Source organism: Kaistia granuli DSM 23481 (assembly GCF_000380505.1).
Classification (GTDB): Bacteria; Pseudomonadota; Alphaproteobacteria; order Rhizobiales; family Kaistiaceae; genus Kaistia; species Kaistia granuli.
This window is the reverse complement of record NZ_AQYH01000016.1, coordinates 1-20,775: the sequence shown is the minus strand read 5'-3', so window position 1 is coordinate 20,775 and position 20,775 is coordinate 1. Positions and strand designations below refer to the sequence as shown.

17 protein-coding genes are annotated in these 20,775 nt (G+C 63.5%); all 17 read left to right on the top strand.

What is annotated here, in order from left to right:
• Window positions 1-3: 3 nt before the first annotated feature.
• Window positions 4-1,083, top strand: coding sequence for an ABC transporter ATP-binding protein (locus G342_RS0118945; protein WP_018184743.1), 1,080 nt, complete (start codon window positions 4-6; stop codon window positions 1,081-1,083).
• Window positions 1,084-1,103: 20 nt separating this feature from the next.
• Window positions 1,104-1,769: a TetR/AcrR family transcriptional regulator gene (locus tag G342_RS0118940; protein ID WP_018184742.1), complete on the top strand. Its 666-nt coding sequence runs from the start codon at window positions 1,104-1,106 to the stop codon at window positions 1,767-1,769.
• On the top strand, window positions 1,762-2,862 hold the full coding sequence (locus G342_RS0118935) for a D-TA family PLP-dependent enzyme (RefSeq protein ID WP_245557306.1): 1,101 nt from the start codon (window positions 1,762-1,764) through the stop codon (window positions 2,860-2,862). Before G342_RS0118940 ends, G342_RS0118935 begins: the two co-directional genes overlap by 8 nt.
• A gap of 201 nt (window positions 2,863-3,063) precedes the next feature.
• Complete coding sequence (locus G342_RS0118930) at window positions 3,064-3,552, top strand: hypothetical protein (RefSeq protein WP_156831024.1); 489 nt, start codon at window positions 3,064-3,066, stop codon at window positions 3,550-3,552.
• On the top strand, window positions 3,549-5,189 hold the full coding sequence (locus G342_RS0118925; RefSeq protein ID WP_018184739.1) for a GMC family oxidoreductase: 1,641 nt from the start codon (window positions 3,549-3,551) through the stop codon (window positions 5,187-5,189). Before G342_RS0118930 ends, G342_RS0118925 begins: the two co-directional genes overlap by 4 nt.
• A gap of 290 nt (window positions 5,190-5,479) precedes the next feature.
• Window positions 5,480-6,334 (top strand): fumarylacetoacetate hydrolase family protein, encoded by an 855-nt coding sequence (locus G342_RS0118920; RefSeq protein WP_018184738.1) that lies wholly within the window; start codon window positions 5,480-5,482, stop codon window positions 6,332-6,334.
• A gap of 53 nt (window positions 6,335-6,387) precedes the next feature.
• Window positions 6,388-7,137 (top strand): 2-amino-5-chloromuconate deaminase CnbZ, encoded by a 750-nt coding sequence (cnbZ, locus tag G342_RS0118915; RefSeq protein WP_026304607.1) that lies wholly within the window; start codon window positions 6,388-6,390, stop codon window positions 7,135-7,137.
• Window positions 7,138-7,191: 54 nt separating this feature from the next.
• Complete coding sequence (locus G342_RS24680; RefSeq protein ID WP_051094345.1) at window positions 7,192-8,835, top strand: GMC family oxidoreductase; 1,644 nt, start codon at window positions 7,192-7,194, stop codon at window positions 8,833-8,835.
• Window positions 8,836-9,299: 464 nt separating this feature from the next.
• On the top strand, window positions 9,300-10,331 hold the full coding sequence (locus G342_RS0118905; protein ID WP_018184735.1) for a substrate-binding domain-containing protein: 1,032 nt from the start codon (window positions 9,300-9,302) through the stop codon (window positions 10,329-10,331).
• Window positions 10,332-10,429: 98 nt separating this feature from the next.
• Window positions 10,430-11,962, top strand: a complete 1,533-nt coding sequence (locus G342_RS0118900; RefSeq protein ID WP_026304606.1) for a sugar ABC transporter ATP-binding protein — start codon at window positions 10,430-10,432, stop codon at window positions 11,960-11,962.
• Between the two features lie 13 nt (window positions 11,963-11,975).
• A complete protein-coding gene (locus G342_RS0118895) occupies window positions 11,976-12,959 on the top strand; it encodes an ABC transporter permease (protein ID WP_018184733.1) in 984 nt (327 codons plus the stop codon).
• Between the two features lie 25 nt (window positions 12,960-12,984).
• A complete protein-coding gene (locus tag G342_RS0118890; RefSeq protein WP_018184732.1) occupies window positions 12,985-13,965 on the top strand; it encodes a sugar-binding transcriptional regulator in 981 nt (326 codons plus the stop codon).
• Window positions 13,962-14,957 carry an aldo/keto reductase gene (locus tag G342_RS0118885; RefSeq protein WP_018184731.1) on the top strand — a complete coding sequence of 332 codons (996 nt, stop codon included), beginning with the start codon at window positions 13,962-13,964 and terminating at the stop codon, window positions 14,955-14,957. Before G342_RS0118890 ends, G342_RS0118885 begins: the two co-directional genes overlap by 4 nt.
• Before the next feature lie 18 nt (window positions 14,958-14,975).
• On the top strand, window positions 14,976-16,694 hold the full coding sequence (locus G342_RS0118880; RefSeq protein WP_018184730.1) for a glycerol-3-phosphate dehydrogenase/oxidase: 1,719 nt from the start codon (window positions 14,976-14,978) through the stop codon (window positions 16,692-16,694).
• Window positions 16,685-17,527, top strand: a complete 843-nt coding sequence (locus G342_RS0118875) for a class I fructose-bisphosphate aldolase (protein WP_018184729.1) — start codon at window positions 16,685-16,687, stop codon at window positions 17,525-17,527. Before G342_RS0118880 ends, G342_RS0118875 begins: the two co-directional genes overlap by 10 nt.
• Window positions 17,528-17,551: 24 nt before the next feature.
• Complete coding sequence (locus tag G342_RS0118870; RefSeq protein ID WP_018184728.1) at window positions 17,552-19,066, top strand: FGGY-family carbohydrate kinase; 1,515 nt, start codon at window positions 17,552-17,554, stop codon at window positions 19,064-19,066.
• A complete protein-coding gene (locus tag G342_RS0118865) occupies window positions 19,063-20,679 on the top strand; it encodes a GMC family oxidoreductase (RefSeq protein WP_018184727.1) in 1,617 nt (538 codons plus the stop codon). The genes G342_RS0118870 and G342_RS0118865 overlap by 4 nt, the downstream gene beginning before the upstream one ends.
• Window positions 20,680-20,775 lie beyond the last annotated feature (96 nt).

The following is a 20,775-nucleotide window of genomic DNA, read 5'->3' as shown; positions in this document are numbered from 1 at the left end:
GCCATGGCTTCGATTTCCCTCGCCAACATTAGTAAACGCTTCGGATCGCTGAGCGTTCTCGACAATGTCTCCATCGATATTCGCGACCGCGAATTCGTCGCGCTGGTCGGGCCGTCCGGATGCGGCAAGTCCACCTTGCTGCGCATTGTGGCGGGCCTCGAGAGTATCTCCGACGGGGAGATTTCCATCGACGGTGAGGTCGTCAACGACCTCGGGCCGCAGAAGCGCGATCTCGCCATGGTCTTCCAGACCTACGCGCTCTACCCGCACATGACCACGGCCCAGAATATGGCTTTCCCCTTGAAGCTGCGCGGGCATAGCGCACTCGAGATCGACAAGGCCGTGGGCCAGGCCGCATCCACCTTGCACCTGGACGATCTCATGGATCGTCTGCCGCGCGCCCTGTCGGGCGGACAGCGTCAGCGTGTCGCGATGGGCCGTGCGATGGTTCGCGAGCCTCGTGCGTTCCTCTTCGACGAGCCGCTCAGCAATCTCGACGCCAAGCTTCGCAGCCATATGCGCCTGGAAATCCGTCAACTGCATCAGGCGCTGAATGCGACGTCCATCTATGTGACGCATGACCAGGTCGAGGCGATGACCATGGCCGACCGTATCGTCGTGATGAACCGGGGCCGGGTCGAACAGGAGGGATCCCCGATCGAACTGTTTGACCGGCCGGCAAATCTGTTCGTCGCGTCGTTCCTGGGTTCCCCTACCATGAACATGGCCGATGCCGTCCTGACGACGGACGACGAGGGGAAGCCGGTTCTCAGCTTTGATGCCCAGACGAGCCGGATCCCCGTCCCTGCGTTTACGGGTGCCCCGAATCGCAAGGTCATTGCCGGCCTGCGCCCGCAGCACATGGACGTCGTGCCTCCCGATGAGGGGATGATTCAGGCACAGGTTCAGATCGTCGAAAACACCGGTTGCGAAACCAACATCGTGGTAGCGATCGGTGCAGAGACATGGACCGTGCAATCTCGCCAGCGGCAGCGGCTTGCACAGGGCGATGTTATCGGACTTATCTTCCGGGAGGAGCACATTCATCTATTCGACCATGGCTCCCAGAAGCGTATCAACTGATCTTTGCCGAGGAGACCGATATGAAAGAAGCCGCTGCAAAGACAAAAAAGCGCGATCCGGAGCGGACACTGCGGATCATCATGCTGGCGGCGCGCGAGGAATTTGCGAAAGTCGGCTTTGAAGGGGCTCGAGTCGACAAAGTCGCCGAGCGCTCGGGCGTCAGCAAAGGACTGATCTACCATTACTTTGCATCAAAGGACGATCTGTTCATCGCCGTGCTCGAAGACTGCTACCTCGAGCTGCGCTCGCAGAATGAGGAACTGATCCTCGACACGTTCGAACCCGTAGAGGGGATCCGGCAGCTGATCGCGCATACCTATCGCTATTTCGCGGACCATCCGGAATTCATCGTCCTCGTCAATTCCGAGAACATGATGAAGGCGGAGCACCTGAAGCGGTCGGTCAAAGTGGGGAAAATGTATGAACCGCTGTCGCTTCGCCTCAAGGAGCTGGTCGAGCGTGGCGCGTCGCTCGGCATGTTTCGCAGCGATGTTGATATCGTCGAACTCTATATCTCGATCGTCGGGCTCGGCTATTTCTTCCTGTCCAATCGATGGACGCTGAGCCTGGTCTTCGACCGGGACCTGCTCGCCGAGGGCGCGGAAGATCGCCGTCTCGACCACATTACCGAGATGGTTCTCGGGTATCTCCGTCACCCAAATTCGATTGCAGGCTCCCGTGATTGAAGCGACAGGCACACTGCCGCCGGCAAGTCCCGCATTGTGGCGCGACAGGATCGAAACGCCGGCCGTCCTCATCGATCTCGACATCGTCGAACGCAACATTGCGCGCTGCCAGAAGCATTGCGACGAGCTGGGACTCGCGGTCAGGCCGCACATCAAGACCCACAAACTTCCTTTGCTGGCGTATGCGCAACTGGCTGCCGGGGCTGTAGGGGTCACGGCCCAAAAGATCGGCGAGGCAGAGGTCATGGCGGCCGCCGGCATCACCGACATCTTCATCAGCTACAACATCGTCGGCGCGAAAAAGCTGGATCGCCTGCGGCAACTGGCGCAAGCGGCACAACTGACCGTTACCGCCGATTCCCTGGACGTGGTGAGCGGCCTCGCCACCGCCTTCGTCGACGCGCCGAGGCCGCTGAACGTGCTTGTCGAATGCGACACCGGTATGCATCGCTGCGGCGTCGCCACGCCGGAGGCGGCGGTCGAACTCGCACTTCAGGTGCACGCTGCGGCCGGCCTGCATTTTGCCGGCCTGATGACTTATCCCGCGCCGGGCGCTGGCACCGGTGCTATGGCGTGGCTAGGGGCAGCGGCCCGGCTCTGCCGAGACGCCGGTCTGTCGGTCGAAGTGGTTTCCAGCGGCGGGACGCCTGACCTCTACCGGTTTCGTTCCGAACCGGCGGTCAACGAGTACCGGCCCGGAAGCTATATCTACAATGACCGTTCGCTGCTGGCATCCGAGGCCTGCGAGGAGATCGACTGTGCCCTGACGGTGGCTGCGACGGTGATCAGCGTCCCCGCCGCCGACAGGGCGATCGTCGATGCCGGTTCCAAAATCCTCACCTCGGATTTGTTGGGTCTTGATGGCTACGGCTTTGCGCTCGGACGTTCGGATATTTCCATCCCGCAACTGAACGAGGAGCATGGCCATCTCCAACTGACAGGCGATGGTCCGGCCTTGGTGGTCGGGCAAACCCTGCGGATCATCCCCAACCACGCATGTGTCGTCAGCAATATGGTCGATCACGTGCACCTGGTTCGCGGCGAACACTACGTTCGCCAGGAGAGCGTCGCGGCCAGGGGGAAGGTGCTTTAGGCGCCGAGCGGCTGGCCAATTCCTGATCTGGGCGGGCAGCGCCACAGGAGACTTCCGGAGCTCTACTTTGAGTGTCGCCTTGATTGCGGCCATCGATGCACTTGGCCAAGAGGAGTATCTTCCGTGACTGAGAGAATCTCATCCCACGCTGAGCCGGATGCCAACCGACCGTCTGTGCTTTCCCCGGTTGCCCTCGCCACCTTGTTCGGCGATCTGGTCGACGTCTTGATCCCTGGAAACGAAAATTGGCCGTCCGGCTCGGCCGTCGGCGTGCACGGGCTGCTGCTCGCACGCCTTGTCGATGAATGGGGAGAGGCGGAACCGCGTTTGGTGGCCGAAGCGCTGCTGGCCGAGGGCGGTCCATTGGCCGGCCACGACCCGGCCAGGCGGAGGGAGATCGTCGAACGGTTTGAGGCAGCGCGGCCGAACCTCTTCGCCCGGCTGAACGCGGCCGTCGTGCTCGCCTACTACGAAAGTCCGCTCGTCGCCGAGGCCATTCGCAAGCTTGGGCGACCCTATCAGCTGCACTCGCATCTGACTGGCTATCCGAGTCGACCATTCGACCCGGCACGCGATACGCCGACCCACAAACGCGGCGCCTTCGTCGCGACCGATGCCGTCAAACGCGTCGATCTGTCCGGACTGGACCTCGAGACCACCCGTACCGAAACCTGGGGGACAAGACGATGACCGCGCAACGCACCTGCGACGTCCTTATCATCGGCGCTGGCGCGACCGGCTCGTTGGCAGCGCTGGTCCTGTCTCAAGCAGGGCTCGACGTCGTTTGCCTGGAGCAGGGATCGTGGGTCGAGGAGAAGGACCATCCTCATCTCCGTTCGGACTGGACCTGGCAACGCAAGACGAACTGGAACCCGGACGTCACAAAACGTCGCCATCCCGACGACTACCCGGTGAAATCCAACAGTTCGCAGATCCTGATGTGGAACGGCGTCGGCGGATCGACCAATGTCTATGGCGCGGTCTGGCCGCGCTATCGACCGTCTGATTTCCGCAAGGGCACCGAGCATGGGCTGCAGCCCGATTGGCCGCTGGCCTATGAGGATCTGGCACCGTTCTATGAACAAGCCGACCGTTTGGTCGGGGTGTCGGGTCTGAACGGCGATAGGGCGATGCCCGGCCGCGAGCCCTCGCCCACCGGCCCGTTGCCGCCTTCGAAGGTGTCGAAGCGCCTGGCCGACGCCTTCGACCGGCTCGGCTGGCATTGGTGGCCGGTCGAGGCTGGTGTGATCTCGAGCGACTATGACGGCCGTCCGGCCTGCAATGGCTGCGGAACCTGCAATGGCTGTCCGCGCGGCTCGATGAGCAAATACTCGATGTCGATCTGGCCAAAGGCACTCGAAGCCGGCACCGAACTACGCATCAACGCCCGCGTGCTGAAGATAGAAAAAGGTTCGGACGGCCGCGCTACCGGCGCTCTCTATATTGATCGCAACACAGGACATAGCCACTTCCAGAAGGCCCGGATCGTCGTCGTCGCCGCCAATGGCGTCGGTACGCCTCGCCTCCTCCTCGCCTCCGACAATCTTGCCAATCAGTCGGACCAGGTTGGACGAAACCTTCTGCATCACACGCTGGTCGCCGGCGAGATGTTCGTCGACCAGCCGGTCGATGGCCATACCGGCTATGTGGCGTCCCTGATCTCGCGGGAGTTCGCCGAGACCGATACGTCGCGGGGCTTCGTCAACGGGTTCAATTTCAACTGCGTGACGTCCTCGCCTTCAGCAGGTGAGACGGCAGCCGGCTGGTTCACCAATTCCAAGGCGCCCTGGGGGGCCGATCATCACGCCTGGTTCGAGCGGCATTTCGGGCATGGCATCGGCATCTTCGCCATCGGCGATGACCTGCCGAACCCGAACAATCGCGTGACGCTCGACCCGTTTCTGACGGACTCCGACGGCGTGCCAGCCCCCGTGACGCACTACGAGCCGGGTGAGAACGACAAGCGAATGATGACCTACATGCTCGACCGCATCGAGGATGTGGCGAAAGCGGCGGGCGCATTCGAATATCATCTGCATGACTATCGCGACGCCGAAGGCGTCTATCGTACGCCGGCTTGGCACATGATCGGCACCGCGCGGATGGGCGCCGACCCGGAAACCTCCGTGGTCAACAAATGGCATCAGAGCTGGGACGTGCCCAACCTGTTCATCATGGATGGCAGCGTCTTGGCCACGGGTGGCGTCGTCAATCCGACACCAACGATCTCGGCCCTGGCGCTACGAGCCGCAGGATACATCCGCGATAATTTCGCTCAGCTATCGACCACCACCCGAGCCGCGGAATTGAACAGAGGAGACCTATAGAGGCCGGATGTTGAGTCGAACGACAACGAGCTGATTTCGATTATTGACTGACTAGTCAGTATGTGATTTTTAAGACTCAGACGCTGTTCCAGGAGCGCTCCGCTGGGGAGGAGACTTCGGCAATTCCGCGACTTGAATCTTGGGCGACGGCCGCCTGCGTGACCGATCATCGATCGCTCGGCACGGTTGATGAGGGGGAATATCTGCAGCTTGCGAGCCCGAGCGTTCGTCTTGCTGCGGGCAGAAGGTCAACGTGCGGCAACGCGTTTCATTTTTCGCAGTGAGGAACGATGCGACTTTGTAGTTATCTCCACAATGAACGCTCCGGGTATGGCGTCGTCCAGGACGGCCTCGTCTTCGGTATCGGCAGTGTGCTTGGCCCTTCGCATCCCACGCTTGCAAGCCTGCTGGCCGAGGAAGACTTTCTGGAAAGCTGCAAGCAGGCAATCAGCCTCAGCGAGGGTCTGCCGCTCTCAGACATTGCGTTCGAACCGCCGATTCCCAACCCGGGAAAGATCCTCTGCGTCGGGCTGAACTATCACGACCATATGGTCGAAACGCAGCATATGCCGACCCAGCATCCCACCTTGTTCACGCGGTTTGCCGACTCTCAATGCCCTCACGAGCGGCCGATGCTCTTGCCGTTGGCGTCGACCCAATTCGACTTCGAAGCAGAACTGGCCGTCATCATTGGCAGGGGCGGACGCAATATTGAGGTTGACGCCGCACTAGATCACGTCGCCGGCTATTCCTGCTACAATGACGGCTCCATCCGCGATTGGCAGACGCACACGTCGCAGTTCCTGCCTGGCAAGAACTTCCCCCGTACCGGTTCGTTCGGACCGTTTCTGGTTACGGCAGACGAAGTTCCCGATCCGCAGGCTCTGGCAATCACCTGCCGGCTGAACGGTGTGACGGTCCAGGCCGCCAATACGAGCCAGATGATTCACTCCGTGGCCAGCCTGATCGCCTACATCTCTCGTTTCACCGCCCTTTCGCCCGGCGATGTCATCGCTACCGGCACGCCGGGTGGCGTCGGGTTCGCGCGCGTACCACCGCTCTTCATGAAGGACGGCGATGTGGTGGAAGTCGAGATCGAGCGTGTCGGCCTATTGCGCAACGGCGTCGCAAGCGACATTCGCTGACCGAAATTGGCCTGCCTTCCATCCAACAGAAACAATTCTCAGGAGATCCCACCATGGGTGAAGTGATCGATTTCGCCGCTGGCAACTACCGCTTTATTAAAGGAGTGTCGCAGTATTCGGGAGGCGTGGCGGCTCAACCTGGCTATCGCCTGGAGCGCGTCCGTTTCGCGGAGCCCCAACCACTGGCGGAAGGATTTGCTCGGATCGCCAGCCATATTCGCGCCATGGGGAGGCCCATTACCGCGTTCGCAGCATGCGAGCTGCGTTCGCCGGCCCCCTTCAGCGAAGAGGGGTTCGTTGCCTTCAACAAAGCCTACACGGAAACAATCAAGGCATGGGGACTGCTCGATATCGGACACAATCCGGTAGCACGAAGCAACGTCTGCCCGAAGATTGCCCCCCCGAGCGAGCCGTCGATCTATGCCTTCGCCTATACGGTGGCGGATGCCGACGCCGCTCCTTCATTCATCGTGTCCGGCTCGGCAGAGGTTCCGGAGGGCCACGTCGCCTATCGCGATCACATCGTCAGACGTGGCGATCTCTCTCCGGAGGGCCTCAGAGCCAAGGCGCAGTTCGTACTGGCGGAGATGGAGCGGCGCGCGAACATGCTGGGCTTTGCCTGGAAGGATGCCACGGCAGTACAAGTCTACACGGTCCACAACCTGTTTCCGTTCCTCGCCGAGGAAATCGTGATGCGAGGCGCCGCACGTGCCGGCCTGACGTGGCATTTCAACAATCCGCCCGTCATCGACCTTGAATATGAAATGGACTGCCGCGGCGTTTTGACAGAGCACGTCATCTAGGTCGCGCGTAGCGACGTTCGCCGACGATTTATAACCTCGCAAGGCTTGCGCGATATGATCGACCGACTGGATCTTGGCACATACGACTACGTTGTTGTCGGGGCAGGCTCCGCGGGGTGTGTCCTGGCAAACAGGCTGAGTGCCGATGCATCGAAGCGTGTGCTGTTGCTCGAGGCGGGCGGATCGGACAACTATCACTGGATCCATGTGCCGGTCGGCTATCTGTATTGCATGGGTAATCCGCGCACCGACTGGGGCTATCGGACGGTGGCGGAGCCGGGTCTCAACGGGCGTTCCCTGATGTACCCGCGCGGCAAGGTGATGGGCGGCTGCTCGTCGATCAACGGCATGATCTACATGCGCGGCCAATCCGAGGACTACGAGCATTGGCGCCAGCTTGGAAACGAAGGCTGGGGCTGGAACGATGTGCTGCCCCTGTTCCGGAAATCCGAGGATCACCACAGCCTCTCCGACGCGTTCCATGGGCAGGGTGGGGAGTTGAGGGTCGAGCGTCAGCGCCTATCCTGGGCGATCCTGGACGCGGTGCGTGAAGCGGCGGAAGAACTTGGAGTGCCCCAGGTCGGCGACTTTAATGGGGGTTCAAACTTTGGCTCATCCTATTTCGAAGTGAACCAGAAATCGGGGGTCCGATTCAATGCCGTGCGCGCCTTCATCAAACCGGTGCGCCATCGCAAGAACCTGACGATTTTGACCCATGCGCAGGCGGAGCGCATCGTGTTCACCGGCCGGCGGGCAACGGGCCTCGACCTGCGCCTCAAGGGCAGGCTTGCCCATGTGACCGCCGCCAGCGAAATCATTCTCTCCGCCGGCGCGATCGGGACTCCGCAGTTGCTGCAGTTGTCAGGCGTCGGGCCCGCTGCCCTGCTCCAGCGACATGGCATCGATATCGTGCAGGACCTGCAGGGTGTCGGCGAGAACCTGCAGGACCATCTGCAGATCCGGACCGCCTTCAAGATATCCGGAGCCAAAACACTGAACGAGCGCCAGGCGAGGCTCACAGGCAAAGCGCTGATCGCCATGGAGTATGCAGTCAAACGCTCCGGGCCGATGTCGATGGCCCCGAGCCAACTCGGCATCTTCATGAAATCGGCCGAAGGCTTCGAGACTCCCAACATCGAGTTTCACGTTCAGCCATTGTCGCTGGATTCCTTCGAACAGCCGCTCCACAGCTTTCCCGCGATAACCGTTTCCGTGTGCAATCTGAGGCCACAATCGAGGGGACATGTCCGGATCGTCTCGGCCCATGCAGGCGATCATCCTGATATCGCGCCCAACTATCTGTCTACCGACGGCGACCGCGAAGTCGCGGCTTCATCGATCACCATCGCCCGCCAGCTGATGAAGACGCGGCGCATGGCCGAGTTCCGACCCGACGAGTTCAAGCCGGGTCGGCATATCCAGGAGCCTGAGGATCTCGCCCGTGCCGCTGGCGACATTGCGACAACCATCTTTCACCCTGTCGGCACGGCAAAGATGGGCAATGACCGCATGGCCGTTGTCGATCCGCAATTGCGCGTCCATGGAGTTGAAGGCTTGCGCGTCGCCGATTGCTCAATCATGCCAACCATCGTTTCGGGAAACACCCATGCTCCCGCAGTCATGATCGCCGAAAAGGCATCCAACCTGATCCTGGGCAGGAATCAGTCGACCCCAGCAAGTCATGCTGTTGGCCGATAGCTCTCATCTTCGCCTCGGCCTACGCCAGGGTGAAGGCAAGAGCACGCCGGACGAACATGCGGCCTGAGCAAGACGCTGAACGCGCCGCCTTCGAAAGTTCGAAGCAGCCCTACCAGCGTGTCAACATTGCTGGCCAACGATCTGGCCGACCGCTCCAGCACCCTCCGGCAGGTCGCAGAGGAGCCGCAAGTGCTCGCGACAACCCATATCGCGTCGTTGCGCCCGAGACGTCGCGGTGGGCAGTTGTCCCATCGCCGTCCGCCCAGAAGGCCGGCCACCTTGCCGGAGACACGCCACTTCCGTGTGAAATATATTTCAATGATTGAATATTATTGACAGCCATTTCGCACCTGCTACGTTCCACCCGTCGGCTTCGGGAGGAAGCTCCGACAGTCCAATCAAGAAATCGAACGCCTTGGCGTTCGCCATAATCTTTGTGGATGGCTTCGGCCAAGGGAGGGAACTTGCGCAAATTTCTCAAAACGCTGGCATTCGCCGCGGCAGCATCGACCTGTTTGGCTTCGACCCAGTCGCTTGCCGAAACCGCCAACCCGTTCAAGTGCGAACCGGGTGAAGAATACGTCATGAACGTCATGGTCTCTGGCGTCGAATACTGGTTCCCGGTCTACGAGATGTTCAAGCAGGCCGGCCAGCAGTTCGGCTGCAAGACGCGCTATACCGGCACGCCCGACTATGACGTCAACAAGCAGATCGCCACCTTCGACCAGGCGCTGGCCCAGAAGCCGGCCGGAATCCTGGTCCATCCGATGAACTCCGATCCGTTCATCGAACCGATCAACCGCGCCATCGAGCAGGGCACCGCGGTCGTCACCTTCGCGGCGGACTCGCCGAATTCCAAGCGCGTCTCCTTCATCACCTCGGACAATCTCGCCGAAGGCACCTATGCCGCCGACGCCGTCGCCGAGGCGATGGGCGGCAAGGGCGAGTATGCCGTGCTGGAAAACCCCGGCCAGGACAATCACGACAAGCGCATCAGCGCCTTCATCGCCCGCATGGAAGCCAAGTGGCCGGACATGAAGCTGGTCGGCCGTGCCGCTTCGAACCAGGATCCGACCAAGGCCTATCAGGCGGTTCTGAGCCTGGCGCAGGCACACCCCAATCTCGGCGCCGTGTTCATGCCGGAAGCCAATTCGGCCATCGGCGCGGCCCAGGCTGCCAAGGAAGGCGGCGGCAAGATCAAGATCATGCTGGCCGACGTCAACGCCAAGATCCTCGACATGATCAAGGCCGGCGAGATCTACGGATCGGTCAATCCCAACCAGGGCATGCAGGGCTATATGGGCTTCATGCTGCTCTGGATGGCCAAGCATCCCGAGTTGATCGACCCGATGAACGACACCAAGCGGTCGGGCGCCAACGGTATGCGCGTGCCCTTCGTGGACAATGGCTTTTCGATTGTCACGGCCGAGAACGCTGACGACTTCTACTGGGACAAGTACCTGCAGCGCCGCGGCACCAAGGGCATTGAGGAATAGCATCCTCAGCCTTGCCGCTTCCGGCGGATCCGCCGGACGCATGAATCCGGAAGGGGGCGTGGCCCCCTTCCCCACCCCGTGCATCGCAGGAGCCGCGCGTGACCCAGGCGCCCATTCTTGAAATTCGTGGCGTGTGCAAGACCTTTGGCCCGGTCAAGGCGCTGAGCGATGTCCGGTTCGAACTGCGTCGTGGCGAGGTCCATGCGCTGTGCGGCGAGAACGGCGCCGGCAAGTCGACACTGATGAACATCCTCGCCGGCGTGCTGCAGCCGAGCGAAGGCGAGATTCTCCTCGATGGTGAGCGCGTCGCGATCGCCTCGCCCGCCGCGGCCCAGCGCCTCGGCATTGGTCTGGTGCATCAAGAGATCGCGCTCTGCCCCGACGCGACGGTGGCGGAAAACATCTTCATGGCGGCGATCAACGCCCGCCGTGCGCCGCTAATGAATTTCCAGAAGCTCTATGTCGAGGCGCAGAAGGTCATGGACCAACTCGCCCCGATCCCGGTCCGCACCAAGGTTGCCGACCTCTCCATTTCCAACCAGCAGCTCGTCGAGATCGCCAAGGCGCTGACGCTCGACTGCAAGGTGCTGATGCTGGACGAGCCGACCGCGGCCTTGACCGAAAGCGAGGCGCAGCGCCTGTTTTCGATCGTGCGCGGGCTGCAGCAGCGCGGCATTTCGGTGGTCTATATCAGCCACCGCATGGCCGAGATCTTCTCGCTCTGCGACCGCGTCACCGTGTTTCGCGACGGCCAGTATGTCGCGACGGATCGCATCGCCGACGTCTCCCCGGATGACGTCGTGCGCAAGATGGTCGGCCGCGAGATCACGCAGCTCTATCCCGACAAGCTGGCGGGAGCGCCGGGACGGGCCTTGCTTTCCGTCAAGGGACTGTCCGACAGCGACTGCTTCGCCAATGTCGACCTGGAGCTTCGCGCCGGCGAGATCCTCGGCATTGGCGGCCTGATCGGCGCCGGCCGTAGCGAGATCGCGCAGACCATTTGCGGCCTTCGCCCGGCGACCGCCGGCAAGGTCGAGATCGACGGCAAGCCGCAGCGCATCCGCACCTACAGCGACGCGGTCAAGGCAGGTCTCGTCTACCTGTCCGAGGACAGAAAGGGTTCCGGCGTGTTCCTCGACATGCCGATATCAGCCAACATCTCGGCCCTCGATCTGAACAAGGTGACATCGCTCGGCATGCTCAACCGCAAGGCGGAAGATCGCCAGGCGACCGAGCTCAGCAAGCGCCTCGGTGTGCGCATGTCCGGCATCGGCGCGACAGTCTCGACGCTGAGTGGCGGCAACCAGCAAAAGGTGGCGATTGCCAAGCAGCTCTCGGTCGATCCGCGCGTCATCCTCATGGACGAGCCGACGCGCGGAATCGATGTCGGCGCCAAGGTCGAGATCCACCGCCTCCTGCGCCAGCTCGCCGCCAAGGGCGTCGGCATCGTCGTCATTTCCTCGGAGCTCCCGGAACTGATCGGCCTCTGCGACCGCGTCATGGTCGTGCACGAGGGACGGATCGCCGGCGAGCTCGCGGCCGGGGCGCTCGGCGAGGAAGCCATCATGCGCCTCGCCTCCGGCGTCAAAGCCCCTTCCAATTCAAAACAGCAGGCTGCCCATGTCGCCTAGGGAAGAGACCCCCATGCATGCCGAACTCAACGCGGGCAGCGCACGGCGCATGAATTTCGCCCGCCTCGCCTCGATGCGCGAAGCCGGATTGATCGTCATCATTCTGGCGCTCTGCATCGCCATGACCTTCGCGTCGCCCCACTTCCTCACATGGGGCAACCTGCGCGCCATGATGATGAGCTTTTCGATCGAAGGCATCGTCGTGGTCGGCATGACGATCCTCCTGATCGTCGGCGGCATCGACCTTTCGGTAGGCTCGGTGGTCTGCTTCTCGATGGTGATTTCCGGCGCGCTGTTCCTGGCCGGGATCGATCCCTGGACGGCGAGCCTGATCGGCATCGCAGCCAGCGCGCTGATCGGCGCCATCATGGGCTTCTTCGTCACGGTGATTGGGCTAAGCCACTTCATCACGTCGCTGGCCGCCATGGTGATTGTGCGTGGCCTCTGCCTGATCATCACCAAGGGAACGCCGCTTTCGCTGTTTTCGCTGCCGGACTCGTTCAAGGCGATCGGCCAGGGCAGCTTCCACAACATCCCCTATGTCATCCTGATCTTCCTGGTGGTGGTCATTGTCTTCGACTTCCTGCTTCGCCGCGCCACCGCCTTCCGCAAGGTTTTCTATACCGGCTCCAACCAGAAGGCGGCGCAGTTCTCCGGCATCAAGACCAACCAGGTGAAGTTCTGGGTGACGGTGCTGTGTTCCGCCCTCGCCGGCTTTGCGGGCGTCATCTACATGGCGCGCTTCGGCGCCGCCACGCCGACCTTCGGCGCCGGCATGGAACTGAATATCATCGCCGCGGCGGTGATCGGAGGCGCGTCGCTCAATGGCGGCTCCGGCACGATTTTCGGCGCCATCCTCGGCATGGCGCTGCTCTCCGTCGTGACCAGCTCGCTCATCCTGCTCGACGTGTCTGTCTATTGGCAGGAGATGATCAAGGGTTGCATCTTGCTCGCAGCGGTTTCCATCGACCACTTCCTGCATCGCAAGAAGTCCTGAGTCTCCAGCGCACCGAAGCAAGATCATGGCCCCCATCACTCCACGCGACGACCTCCAGGCAGCCCGCCAGATGCATCAGGCCCTCGTCCTCCACTATATCGAGGGCAAGACGCAGGCAGAGATCGCCAAGGAACTCGGCCTGTCGCATGCCACCGTCAACCGGCTGATCAAGCGCGGCCACCAGCTCGGCCTCGTCGAGATCAAGATCCGGTCGCCGATCGACCACCTGGTCGAGATCGAGGCGCAGCTGGTCGCGCTGGGCGGCATCGAGCGCGCCGTCGTCGTGCCATCCGTTTCTGAAAATCCCCGCACCGCCCTGCAGCGGGTCGGCGAATCTGCGGCGCGGCTGCTGCTCGACACCATCAAGGATGGCGACACCATCTCGATCTCCGGCGGCAAGGGCGTCAGCGCGCTGGTCGCGGGCCTGCAGCCGGGTCGCCGCTACGATGTCGAGGTCATTCCGGCCACCGGGCTGGTCCAGGGCCAGCACTATACCGACGTCAACCACGTCGCCTCGCTGATGGCGGACAAGCTCGGCGGCCGCGCCTACCAGATCCACGCGCCGCTCTTCGCCGACTCGCCGGAACAGCGCGACATGCTGATGAACGTGCGCTCCGTCGGCGATGTGTTCCGCCGGGCGCGCGAAGCGGATGTCGCCGTGGTCGGCATCGGCTCGATCCTCAGCGACGACTCCAGCTATTACGACCTGCATCCGTCCTCGGTCGCCGACCGCCGCGCCATCGAGCAATCCGGCGCGACAGGCGAATTGCTCGCCCATCTGATCGGCCGCGACGGCCAGCTTTGCGACTACACGCCGAACCGGTCGCTGGTGTCGCTAACCTTGGCCGAGTTCGCGACCATTCCCCGCTCGATCGGCATCGCCAGCGGCGCCAGCAAGATCGCGCCGGTCCTGAGCGCCATGCGCGGCAATCACCTCGACATCATCGTCACGGACGAGGCGACCGGCCTCCAGATCCTCGACCTCGCCCGGAAGGAAGCAGCATGAGTTCGCAACCAATCCAGCGCCGCATCGGCAAGTCCGGCATTTCCGCCTCGGCCGTCGGTCTCGGCACATGGGCGATCGGCGGCTGGATGTGGGGCGGCACCGACGAGGCGGCCTCGGTCCGCGCCATCGAGGCCTCGATCGAGGCCGGCATCAGCCTGATCGACACCGCGCCCGCTTACGGCCTTGGCCGCAGCGAGGAGATCGTCGGCAAGGCGATCCGCGGCAAGCGCGACAAGGTCGTGTTAGCAACCAAATGCGGCCTCAACTGGCATTCCGGCAAGGGCAACCATTTCTTCGACCAGGACGGCAGGCCGGTCCATCGCTATCTCGGCGCCGATGGCATCGCCTATGAGGTGGAGCAGAGCCTGAAGCGGCTCGGCACCGATCATATCGACCTCTACATCACGCACTGGCAGGACCCGACGACGCCGATCGCCGAGACCATGGCAGCGCTGGAGAAACTCAAGGCGCGGGGCAAGATCCGCGCCATCGGCGCGTCCAATCTCAGCGTCGAGGAGCTCCATCAATACATCGCCGTCGGCGGGCTCGACGCGATCCAGGAGCGCTATTCCGCGCTGGACCGCGAGATCGAGGCGAGCATGCTTCCGCTCGCCATGCGCAACGACATCGCGACGCTCAGCTATTCGTCGCTGGCGCTCGGCCTGCTCACCGGTTCGATCGACCCGTCGCGCGAATTCACCGGAGACGACCAGCGCCTCGGCAATCCGCGCTTCTCCGCAGCCAATCGCGCCAAGGTTTCCCGATTGAAGGCGGCCATCGCTCCGATCATGGCCAAGCACGGAGCCTCGATGGCGCAGGTCATGATCGCCTGGACGCTCGCCCAGCCCGGCATCACCTTCGCGCTCTGCGGCGCGCGCAACCCCGAGCAGGCGATCGAGAATGCGCGGGCCGGCGAAATCCGCCTCGATGCCGACGATCTCGCCACCCTCGATGCGGCGCTTGCGACGCACCTCGTGGCCATGGACGCCTGAGCGAGAAGGCAGAGCCCGATGAACCGCACCGAAACCCTCGCCGCCCTGCGCGGTCGGCCGGATGTTGCCGTGCTCGTCATCGGCGGCGGCATCAACGGCATCAGCGTTTTCCGCGAACTCGCGCTTCAGGGCGTCGATGTCGTACTGGCGGAAAAGGGCGACTATTGCGGCGGCGCCAGCGCCGCCCTGTCACGCATGGTGCATGGCGGCCTGCGCTATCTGGAAAACGGCGAGTTCAAGCTGGTACGCGAGGCCCTGGTCGAGCGCGACAGGTTGCTGAAGAACGCGCCGCATTACGTGGCGCCGCTGCCGACGACGGTGCCGATCTTCGACATCTTCTCCGGCATCGCCAATGGCGCGGTCCGCTTCCTTGGCCTGACCCGCCGCCCGAGCCGGCGCGGCGCCTTTGTCATCAAGGCCGGTCTGACCCTTTACGACCGCTTTACCTCGGCGCGGCAACTGATGCCGGCGCATCGGTTTCGCGGCCGGGCCGAGACGCTGAAGGCATGGCCGGCGATCAACCCGGCGATCCGCAGCTCCGCGACCTACTACGACGCCTGGGTCAGCCGGCCGGAGCGGCTCGGGCTGGAAATGCTGCTCGACACCCTTGCCGCCCAGCCTTCGGCGCGCGCGCTAAACTATGCGGCCGTCGCGTCCGACGCTTCCGGCCTGGTGCTCACCGACACCCTCACCGGCGAAACGCAGCCGATCCGGCCGCGGCTCGTCATCAACGCCACCGGCGGCTGGATCGACCTGACCAACCAGGCAATCGGTGCCCCCGCGTCGCGCATGATGGGCGGCACCAAGGGTTCGCATCTGATCGTCAACAACCCGGCGCTGTACCAGGCGCTGGACGGCCACATGGTCTATTACGAGAACGAGGACGGGCGCATCTGCATCCTGTTCCCGTATCTCGGCAAGGTGCTGGTCGGTTCGACCGATATCCGCGTCGACGATCCCGACACGGTACGTTGCGAGGACGACGAACGCCGCTACATCCTGCAGTCGCTCGCCTTCGTCTTCCCGTCGATCCCGATTGCCGATGACGAGATCGTCTTCCAGTTCTCCGGCGTCCGTCCCCTGCCCGCCAGCAAGGACAGCTTCACCGGCCGCATCCCGCGCGATCATTTATGCGAGTTCGTCGAGGCGACCGACCGTCTCCCTGCGACGCTCTGCATGATCGGCGGCAAGTGGACCACCTTCCGCTCGTTCGGCGCACTGGCAGCCGACATGGCGCTGGAGCGGCTTGGCGCAAAACGCAAGGTTGGCACCGAGGATCTTGCCATCGGCGGCGGTCGCGCCTTTCCGGCAAACCCCGCCCGGTGGATCGCCGGATTGGCGCAAGGGCACGGCCTGAGCCCGGGCTATGCCGAACGCCTGTTCGAACGCTATGGCACCTCGGCCGCGGCAATCGCTGCCGATATCGCCAAGGCGCCCCTCGTGATGCTGCCGGGATCGGATTATTCGGCCAGCGAGATCGCAGGGATCGTCGAGCGCGAGCAGGTCGAAACCCTGGCCGACCTGTTCCTGCGCCGCACCACCATCGCCATCACCGGCAGCCTCACACCCGCGCTCATCGACGCCGCCCTCGCCATCCTCGCCGCACAGAAGGGCTGGGACGCGGAACGATCCGCCCGCGAGCGCGCAGCCTTCTTCGCCCTTCTGGCGGCCCAGCACGGCATCCGCTTTCCCGATTGCACAGAGACAAACGACAAAAGGAGCGCGCTATGCGCCTGAACAAGAAAGCCCGCATGAACCGGCTCTTCGGCGGCGGCCGCTGCCTCGACGTCGCCATCGATCACGGCGTCTGCAACGAGCCAAGCTTCCTGTCCGGCCTCGAGGACATGGAAGGCGTCGTCTCGCAGCTCGTCGCGGCCGGCCCCGACGCGATCCAGATGAACTATGGCCAGGCCGACCTGCTGCAAGCCGTGCCCGGCAAGGACAAGCCGGCGCTGGTGATGCGCATCGACATGAGCAATCCCTACAACCGCATCCGTCACCGCGCGATGTGGGCGGTACTGCAGAACGAGGCGGAACCACTGATCGGTGCGATCGAGATGGATGCGGCGTGCGCCGTGGTCAACCTGTTCATGCTGCCCGACGAGCCGGACCTGTTCCGGCAATGCGTCCAGAACATTGCCCGCGTCCGCGCCGATTGCGACAAATACGGCATGCCGCTGATGATCGAACCGCTCGCCATGCTGCCGGTGAATGAGCACGGCGGCTACATGGTCGATGGCGACGCCGAGAAGATCGTGACGCTGACGCGTCTCGCCCGCGAAATGGGCGCCGACATCGTCAAGGCCGACCCGACCACCAACCCCGAGGACTTCCACCGCGTCGTCGAGGCGGCGCGCTGCCCGGTGCTGGTGCGCGGCGGCGGCAAGGAGGACCTCCGCGCCGTGTTCGACAAATCGGCGGCGCTGATGGCGCAGGGCGCGCTCGGCATGGTCTACGGCCGCAACATCTACCAGCACGCCAATCCGAGCGCCGTCGTGCGTGGCCTGATGGCGATCATCCATGACGACGCGGACGGCGCGGCCGCATGGGAACTCTATCAGGCGGCATAGCGGCTTCGGTTTCGGGAGGAACCCATGGGCGAATACATTCTCGGCCTCGACGCGGGCAATACTGTCATCAAGGCGGTCATCTTCGACAAGACCGGCCGCGAACTGGCGCTCGCCGCCCGCGATGGTCATTCCTCCATGCCGAAGCCCGGCCATGTCGAGCGTGACCTGAACGAGCTTTGGCGCAACGCCGTCGCGGTCATCGGGCAATGCATCGAGCAGGCGGGCATCGACGCCGGCGAGATCATCGCCATCGGCTGCGCCGGACATGGCAACGGCCTCTACGCACTGGATCGCGACGGCGCGCCGCTGATCGGCATCCAGTCGCTCGACACCCGCGCCGTCGGCATCGTGGCGGATTGGGCGAAACAGGATGTCGGCGCCCGCGCCTATGCCCATTGCCTGCAAAGGCCCTGGGCGGCGCAGACACCGACCCTGCTCGCCTGGCTGAAGCGCCATGCGCCGGATCTGTTCGCAAAGATCGGCACGGTGTTCCTGTGCAAGGATTTCGTCGTCAACCGCCTGACCGGCGCACGTACGACCGATACATCCGACATGTCGGGCTGCGGCCTGCTACAGATGCCGGATCGACGCTATGAGGCGGACCTCATGGCCGCCTATGGTCTCGAAGACTGCATGCCGCTGCTGCCGCCGGTGCTGGAATCGGCGGAGATCGCAGGCCGGATCACGGATGATGTCGCCGCGCTTACCGGCCTTCGCGCCGGGACGCCGGTCGTCGCCGGACTGTTCGACGTGGTGGCGAGCGCTGTCGGTTCGGGCGTTACCCGCACGGGGGCTGCCTCGGTCATCGCCGGCACCTGGAGCATCAACCAGGTGATCACCGACGAGCCGATCCGCGATGCCTCGGTCTTCATGGTCTCGACCTTCGATCCCGCGCGCTACCTGGCGATAGAATCGAGCGCCACCTCGGCCGCCAATCTCGAATGGATCGTGCGCGAATTCCTCGAGCACGCGGCCGAGGGCGACAAGTCGCCGTTTGAGCTCTGCAGCGAACTGGTCGCCTCCGTCGACCCGACCGGCGATGTCCCGATCTACCACCCCTTCCTCTATGGCTCGCAGCAGAACGGCAGCGCCCGCGCCGGCTTTTACGGCATTGCCGGCTGGCACACCCGCGCCCACATGCTGCGCGCCCTGTTCGAAGGCGTCGCCTTCGAGCACAAGCGCCATGTCGACAGACTGCGCAGCGCCGGCGCGCGGGTCGACGAGATCGTGCTCTCCGGCGGCGGCTCGCGCAGCCAGGTCTGGCCGCAGATCTTCGCCGATATTCTTGATGTCCCCGTCACCGTGGCGCGCGGTCGAGAAACCGGCGCGCTGGGCGCGGCCATCGCCGCTGCCGTCGGCGCCGGCACCTTTGCCAACTTTGGCGAAGGTGCTGCCGCCATGACAGCCGCCGCTCGCAACTACCAGCCCAATAACGCGATTTCGCCGGCTTACGAACGGCGCTATAGCGTCTATGGCGAGATCAACCAGGCGATGACCCCGATTTGGCAGCGCATCGCCGCTGAACAGGCGCAGAATTGACCCAACCTGCTTCCTCTCCCTTCGGCGAATACGACTATGTCGTCGTCGGCGCCGGTTCCGCCGGTTGCGTCCTTGCCAACCGGCTCTCCGCCGACCCGCGCAACCGGGTACTCCTGCTCGAGGCCGGCGGCAGCGACCGCTACCATTGGGTCAATATTCCCATCGGTTATCTCTTCTGCATGGGCAATCCGCGCACCGACTGGATGATGAAGACCGAGCCAGAGCCGGGACTCAACGGGCGCAGTCTGAACTATCCACGCGGCAAGGTGCTCGGCGGCTGCTCCTCGATCAACGGCATGATCTACATGCGCGGCCAGGCGGCCGATTACGACGGCTGGCGGCAGGCCGGCAATGCCGGCTGGGGCTGGGACGACGTCCTGCCCTATTTCGTGAAATCCGAGGCTCATCACGGTGGCGACAGCGCGCTTCATGGCGGCGGCGGTGAATGGCGCGTGGAAAAGCAGCGCCTGTCCTGGCCGATCCTCGACGCGTTTCGCGACGCCGCCGAAGAACTCGGCATCCCGCGGACCGACGATTTCAATACCGGCACCAATGAAGGCTCCGGCTATTTCGAGGTCAATCAGAAGAACGGCGTGCGCTGGAACACTTCGAAGGCGTTCCTGCGCAACATCGAGGGCCGGCTGAACCTGCGCGTCGTCACCGGAGCCGAGACCGAGCGGCTGACGCTCGATGGCGCCCGTATCACCGGGCTCGTCTTCCGCAAGGATGGCCAATTGCATGGCGTGAAGGCGGGGCAGACGATCCTCGCCGCCGGCGCGATCAACTCGCCCAAGATCCTCGAACTCTCGGGCGTCGGCCGGCCGGACTTGCTGTCCGACCTCGGCATCCCGGTCCGGCACGCGCTGAAGGGCGTCGGAGAGAACCTGCAGGACCATCTGCAGATCCGCACGGTGTTCAAGGTGAGCAACGCGTCGACGCTCAACCAGCGCTACCATAACCTGGCCACCCGCGCCGCCATGGGGCTCGAATATGCGCTCAAGCGCAGCGGTCCGCTGTCGATGGCGCCGAGCCAGCTCGGCATCTTCGCCAAGAGCGACCCGCGCCTGGAGACCCCGGATCTCGAATATCACGTCCAGCCGCTCAGCACGGATCGGCTCGGCGAACCGCTGCACAAATTCCCAGCGGTGACGGTCTCCGTCTGCAACCTGCGCCCCGAAAGCTGCGGCACGGTGCACATGGCCTCCTCGGACCCGCATGACGCGGCGAAGATCAAGCCGAACTATCTCTCGACAGAGAGGGATCGCCGGGTCGCGGTGGCGTCGATCGAACACGCGCGACGCTTGATGAAGACCCGCGCCATCGCCCGCTTCTCGCCGCAAGAGATGCTGCCGGGGCCTGAGTTCGTCGATGAGAGCGATCTGGTGCGCAAGGTCGGCGACATCGCGACGACGATCTTCCACCCGGTCGGCACCTGCAAGATGGGCAGGGACGACATGGCCGTGGTCGACGACCGGCTGCGCGTGCATGGGCTCGATGGCCTGCGCGTGGTCGACGCCTCGATCATGCCCAGCATCGTTTCCGGCAACACCAACTCGCCGGTCATCATGATCGCCGAGAAGGCCGCCGACATGATCCTGCGGGACGCGCGCTAGGTGTCGAAGCTATGAAGGTTGTTCATCCGGGCCGGTGCTGAGAGGCTGGGGTTGCGACGCTCCAACGTCTGGCACCGGAGGCCCCGGATGAACGTG

Excerpts from the sequence above, each read along its gene's own strand:
- G342_RS0118940 (WP_018184742.1), top strand. The coding sequence starts at position 1,104 with ATGAAAGAAGCCGCTGCAAAGACAAAAAAGCGCGATCCGGAGCGGACA.
- G342_RS0118885 (WP_018184731.1), top strand. The coding sequence starts at position 13,962 with ATGAGTTCGCAACCAATCCAGCGCCGCATCGGCAAGTCCGGCATTTCC.
- G342_RS0118880 (WP_018184730.1), top strand. The coding sequence starts at position 14,976 with ATGAACCGCACCGAAACCCTCGCCGCCCTGCGCGGTCGGCCGGATGTT.
- G342_RS0118870 (WP_018184728.1), top strand. The coding sequence starts at position 17,552 with ATGGGCGAATACATTCTCGGCCTCGACGCGGGCAATACTGTCATCAAG.
- cnbZ (WP_026304607.1), top strand. The coding sequence starts at position 6,388 with ATGGGTGAAGTGATCGATTTCGCCGCTGGCAACTACCGCTTTATTAAA.
- G342_RS0118920 (WP_018184738.1), top strand. The coding sequence starts at position 5,480 with ATGCGACTTTGTAGTTATCTCCACAATGAACGCTCCGGGTATGGCGTC.
- G342_RS0118925 (WP_018184739.1), top strand. The coding sequence starts at position 3,549 with ATGACCGCGCAACGCACCTGCGACGTCCTTATCATCGGCGCTGGCGCG.
- G342_RS0118890 (WP_018184732.1), top strand. The coding sequence starts at position 12,985 with ATGGCCCCCATCACTCCACGCGACGACCTCCAGGCAGCCCGCCAGATG.
- G342_RS0118895 (WP_018184733.1), top strand. The coding sequence starts at position 11,976 with ATGCATGCCGAACTCAACGCGGGCAGCGCACGGCGCATGAATTTCGCC.
- G342_RS0118875 (WP_018184729.1), top strand. The coding sequence starts at position 16,685 with ATGCGCCTGAACAAGAAAGCCCGCATGAACCGGCTCTTCGGCGGCGGC.
- G342_RS24680 (WP_051094345.1), top strand. The coding sequence starts at position 7,192 with ATGATCGACCGACTGGATCTTGGCACATACGACTACGTTGTTGTCGGG.
- G342_RS0118945 (WP_018184743.1), top strand. The coding sequence starts at position 4 with ATGGCTTCGATTTCCCTCGCCAACATTAGTAAACGCTTCGGATCGCTG.